Source organism: Mesorhizobium sp. M2A.F.Ca.ET.037.01.1.1 (assembly GCF_003998075.1).
Classification (GTDB): domain Bacteria; phylum Pseudomonadota; class Alphaproteobacteria; order Rhizobiales; family Rhizobiaceae; genus Mesorhizobium.
On the sequence record NZ_RZSA01000563.1, the window covers coordinates 1 to 4435 of the forward strand.

Annotated in this window: 6 protein-coding genes and 2 tRNA genes; 2 read left to right on the forward strand and 6 right to left on the reverse strand. The window is 64.3% G+C overall.

Translation table 11 applies throughout. The features are described 5' to 3' along the window. The 3 genes from EOA27_RS24180 to EOA27_RS24190 all read right to left on the reverse strand — a co-directional run. Positions 1-825 (reverse strand): beta-ketoacyl-ACP synthase (locus EOA27_RS24180; RefSeq protein WP_127257430.1); only part of this gene is annotated, 825 nt, incomplete at its 3' end. A gap of 115 nt (positions 826-940) precedes the next feature. Then, positions 941-1222, reverse strand: a complete 282-nt coding sequence (locus tag EOA27_RS24185; protein WP_127257432.1) for an acyl carrier protein — start codon at positions 1220-1222, stop codon at positions 941-943. 193 nt (positions 1223-1415) lie between these two features. After that, positions 1416-2558 carry a slipin family protein gene (locus tag EOA27_RS24190; RefSeq protein ID WP_126082213.1) on the reverse strand — a complete coding sequence of 381 codons (1143 nt, stop codon included), beginning with the start codon at positions 2556-2558 and terminating at the stop codon, positions 1416-1418. Between EOA27_RS24190 and EOA27_RS24195 the strand changes: the two genes are divergently transcribed. Further along, complete coding sequence (locus EOA27_RS24195; RefSeq protein ID WP_126082214.1) at positions 2548-2904, forward strand: hypothetical protein; 357 nt, start codon at positions 2548-2550, stop codon at positions 2902-2904. The two genes, EOA27_RS24190 and EOA27_RS24195, sit on opposite strands and share 11 nt — an antisense overlap. A gap of 21 nt (positions 2905-2925) precedes the next feature. Here the strand turns inward: EOA27_RS24195 and EOA27_RS24200 are convergent. The 3 genes from EOA27_RS24200 to EOA27_RS24210 form a co-directional block, all read right to left on the reverse strand. Then, a tRNA-Asn gene (locus EOA27_RS24200) sits at positions 2926-2993 on the reverse strand. Position 2994: 1 nt separating this feature from the next. After that, positions 2995-3069, reverse strand: a tRNA-OTHER gene (locus tag EOA27_RS24205). Between the two features lie 212 nt (positions 3070-3281). Continuing rightward, entirely contained in the window at positions 3282-3830 is a 549-nt protein-coding gene (locus tag EOA27_RS24210; protein ID WP_126082215.1) for a histidine phosphatase family protein, read from the reverse strand. Between the two features lie 162 nt (positions 3831-3992). Here EOA27_RS24210 and EOA27_RS24215 point away from each other — a divergent pair. After that, positions 3993-4435 (forward strand): AEC family transporter (locus EOA27_RS24215; RefSeq protein WP_189562099.1); only part of this gene is annotated, 443 nt, incomplete at its 3' end.

The window sequence follows — 4435 nt, forward strand, 5'->3', positions numbered from 1 at the left end:
GCGTCTGGCGCGGCCGGACACGATGGGGCCGAGCTCGGCATAGATCCTTCGGCCGCGGCTTTTCGCGTGCTCGCGCTGCTCCAGCACCAGGAAAGCGCCGCCCGAACCGGTGACCACGCCGCCGCCCTCGGAGCCCTGACGCTGCCAGACCGGCTTCCAGGGGCCGCGATGCAGGTAGCCGGCGAGCTCGTAGCCCAGCAGCATGTCGGAATGCTCCGTCTGGAAGGCGCCGCCGACCAGAACATGGGTCGACTGTCCCGAGCGGATGCGCGCGGCTGCCGTCTCGACGGCCGAGACGCCGGCGCCTTCCTCGCCCATGAAGGTGCGGGAGGAACCGGTGACCTTGTGGACGATCGATATGTTGCCGGCGAGCAGGTTGGAGAGCTGGGCCAGGAACAAAGTCGGCCGCAGTTCCGTCGTCAGCTTCTCGTTGAGCAGCACGTCGCGGTCGTTGCGGCTTTCGGAAGCAGCAAGGATTGCGGCGTCGACGGCCTCGTCGCGCTCGCCGCCACCGGCCGCCACCACCATGTCCATGGTCGTGCAAAGCTCGTCATTGCCCTTGACTCCCGCATCGTCCAGCGCAAGGCCGGCGGCATAGGTGCCGAGGCGCTGCCAGGTTTCCATCTGGCGCTGGTCGCCACGTTTGGCGATCTGCAGGTTCCAGTCGATCTCGGGCAGAGGATGAATGGTATAGGGGGCGAAGCGCTCGGCATCGAGCACCGGCTGGAACCCAGGCTGCGTAAGCTTTTGCCAATGGGCATCCGGACCCTCTCCCAGCGAGGAGACAAGGCCGATGCCGGTGATGACGACGTCGTGGGAACTCATGGGCGGCTGTTGTGGGTCAGGCGACTTTTTGATTTTGCGCATGATCCTTTCCGAAAATCGATGCCGATTTCGGGGTCATGCGCGGAGCGCGTCAAGTTCGCGCTCGCCGTAGACATCAGGCGCTCTTGGCCGCGACCAGCGCGTCGATCTTGGCGCACAGGTTCTTCATGACGAAATAGTCGTCGGTCGAGGCATTGCCGTCATTGACCTCCTGCGTCCACTTTTCCAGCGGCACCTTGATGCCGAATTCCTTGTCGATGGCGAAGACGATGTCGAGGAAATCGAGGCTGTCGATGCCGAGGTCGTCGATGGTGTGGCTCTCGGGCGTGATGGTGTCGATATCGATCTCGCTGGTATCGGCAATGATCTTGGCGACTTTCTCGAATGTGGTGGACAAGGGCTCTTCCTTCGGGTTGCGGGCGGAATCTGTCCGCATCTTGCTTTGCGCGCTGTCTAATCGGTTTTTCCCGGCAGGAAAAGGCCTGATGCGCCGGGAGCAGATGGGACGCCGGCTTTGGGAACGCAAGAAGGGCCGCCGTTCGAACCGGCGGTCCTTCCCATCTTACGCTGCGTCAGCTGAGCGACATGCATCAGTCGCGGAGCTTGACCAGATCGTTGAGCAGCCCGCCCGTCCCGTTGTGGACGGTGAGCCGCTCGACCTTGCCGGCGATGGCCTCCAGAGCCTCGAGCTCCTTCAGCCGCAGCATCACCGGGTTCTCGGCCATCACCTTGGCCGTGTTGAGCAGCGAACCCGTGGCGTTCGTCTCCTCGCGGCGGCGGATGACGTTGGCCTCAGCCTGCTTCTCGGCCGAAACCACCTGGTTGAGGATCTCGCGCATGTCGCCCGGCAGGATCACATCCTTGAGAGCGATGTCGCTGACCTCGACGCCGATCGCGGCCATGTCTTCGCGCACCTTGGCCGCCGCGTCCTCGTCGACCGTGACCTTCTTGTCGAGGATCTGGTCGAGCGTGAGCGCGCCAAGCGTCTTGCGGAAGGCGTACTGCAGGGCGCGGTAGAGGGCTTCCGAGAAGTCCTTCACCGTGCTCACCGCCTGGACCGGGTCGACGACCCGGTACTCGGCGGCGATGTTGACGCGGATCGTCACGCGATCCCTGGTCAGCACTTCCTGCCCGGCGACATCGAGCGACTGGCGCTTGATGTCGACGACCTTCAGCTGGACCATGCGGCCGACATTCCAGAAGGCATGCACGCCCGCTTCAAGCGTGCGAACGAGCACGCCATCCACGAAGAGCAGCCCGACCTGGCCGTCCACGACCGGATGCAGGAACATGTGTTCCGTCTTCCGGGCCTGGCCGAGCCGGCGCATCAGCGCCGGATCGATGGCGAGATCGGCCGCCGTGTCGACGGTCGTAACCTTCCACGGACCGGCATCCGCCCACAGCACCAGCTTGCGGTCCGGCGACAGCACAGAATGCAGCGCGCCGTCGCGCTCGACCACGGCGACCTCCATGCGTCCGGTGCGGACGACGGTGAAGTGACGCGCGGCCACGTCCGGGAGCTTGTCGAACAATGCCTTCTCGTAAGCCGAAACGAATTCCGGGTTCTTCAGGTCGTGCCTGGAGATTTCCAGGTTGCCGCGCCGGTTGGCGAGCCAATGTTCGCCCGGCATCAGGACCGCCTGGATCTCGCCCTTGTAGAGGGCGACGGCACGTTCATTTTCCTTCACGAGGACGCGCTGGCGTCCAAGAGCCTTTTCGAGAATGGTCTTCATTGTCTTACTCCTGTCGGGCATGGCCCCATCCGAGGCGTCACGTCATGCGTCGATCATCCTTTTCGTTTTTCGTTTCACGTCGTCGTACTTCATGTTCCTGGGCACGAATGATCCGGAGACCGGTGGCATCCGCGCGAAGCGGGCCTTCGGGAGCGGATCGCGGGGCGGCGAAGCGGGCGCCGGAAGCCCGAGCTTCCCTTGCCGGCCGCGCCGCGCCTTGACCGTCATCGCGGGCCTGGCCGCGCGCCGATGGCGCAGGACGTCGCCGCCCGGCGAGGCCGAAACCTTGCCGTCCGTGAAGTCCTCGCATTCCGGTCCCCGGACCGTTTTGGATAACACCACCTGAAGGTGTCGGCTTATCAGGCCGTTGGAGAAGGAATCGAACCTTCGACAGTCAGATTAACAATCTGATGCTCTAACCAAACTGAGCTATCCGTGGTGCTGATGAAGGGACTCGAACCCTCGACCTCCGGACCCAAATCCGGCGCTCTAACCTCTGAGCTACATCGGCGATCCCAACACCCGAAACGGCGCCGTACACAGCGCGGCAAAGCCGCCTGCGCGGGCGGAGACGAAAGCTCCAACCGTTGTGCTCGCTTCGGTTTTCGTGACCGGGAGCGCGCCTATAGACCCTGCGACGGGTTGTCGCAAGCGGCATTGTGGCGGCAAATTTGCGGCTTCTTCCGGGAGTTGTATTTCAGCAACACCGGCCGGCGCGATGCCTTAGAAAGTCACGCGCCCCAGCACCTTGAGGCCGTCGCCGTCCGGCGCCACCACCACGGCCTCGCCTTCGCGCGGCGCCACGCCGGTGAGCGCTTCGATGTTTTCGAGATGCGTGACCAGCACCAGATTGTCGGAGCCGGAATAGCCGCGGATCTCCTTCATCACCGCTTCCATTTGCGCGGCCTTCTCGGCCGGGTCGGTCTTGAGCAGGTCGAGCGGCGCGAAGGGCTGCGGCTCGGATTCGAAAGCGATGCGGGCGGTGTCGAGGCAGCGGCAGTAGCGGCTGGAGAGCACGTGATCGATGGGTGCTGCGCGCGCCGCGAACAGCGCGCCGATGCGGCTTGCCTGCTGCTTGCCGCGCTCGGACAGATTGAGCTGCGTGGCGCAATTGCCGATGTCGAAATTCGCCGGGTCGGTCGCTCCGGTGACGAAGGCATGGCGAAGCAGCACGACATGGCCGCCGTCGCGCAGCAGCGCCCAGCCGGCATCGGTCGCGTGGGCAAGAGTGGGAGCGGCAAGGAGGAAAAGCGCCAGAACAAGTCGCAGCATCGGAAGTCCTTTGGCGGCCCGGGCGGGCCGAGGCCGTGATCGGCATATAGGGATCGCAAAGCCGTCCGGAAAACAAGCAGAGGCGCCGGAGATAGGCGTGCGGCGCCAATTGCACAGCGGCCGGGGCTCGCCTATCACGGGAAAAATGTCTCCGCCCGCAAAATGACTCCGCTCACTGAAACCGTCCTCTTCGTCTTCAGCCTCGTGGCGCTCGGCTATCTGGCCGGGCTGACCGGTTATCTGAAGCCGGCGAGCGGGGAGGGCATTTCCGAATTCGCCGTCAATGTGGCGATGCCGCTGCTTCTGTTCCAAACCATGGTCAAGTCGGATTTCCACGGTGTGGCGCCATGGTCGCTGTGGGGCGCCTATTTCGCTGCCGTCGCCATCACCTGGGCCGCAGGCCATCTGGTCACGACGCGGCTGTTCGGTCGGGACGCACGCGCGGGGATCGTCGGCGGCGTGTCCTCGGCCTATTCCAATGTCGTGCTGCTCGGCGCCCCCTTCATCCTCGGCATATTCGGCGCCAGCGGCTTCGAGGTCCTGTCGCTGCTGGTTTCGGTCCACCTGCCGATCATGATGATGGCGTCGATCGTGCTGTTCGAGAT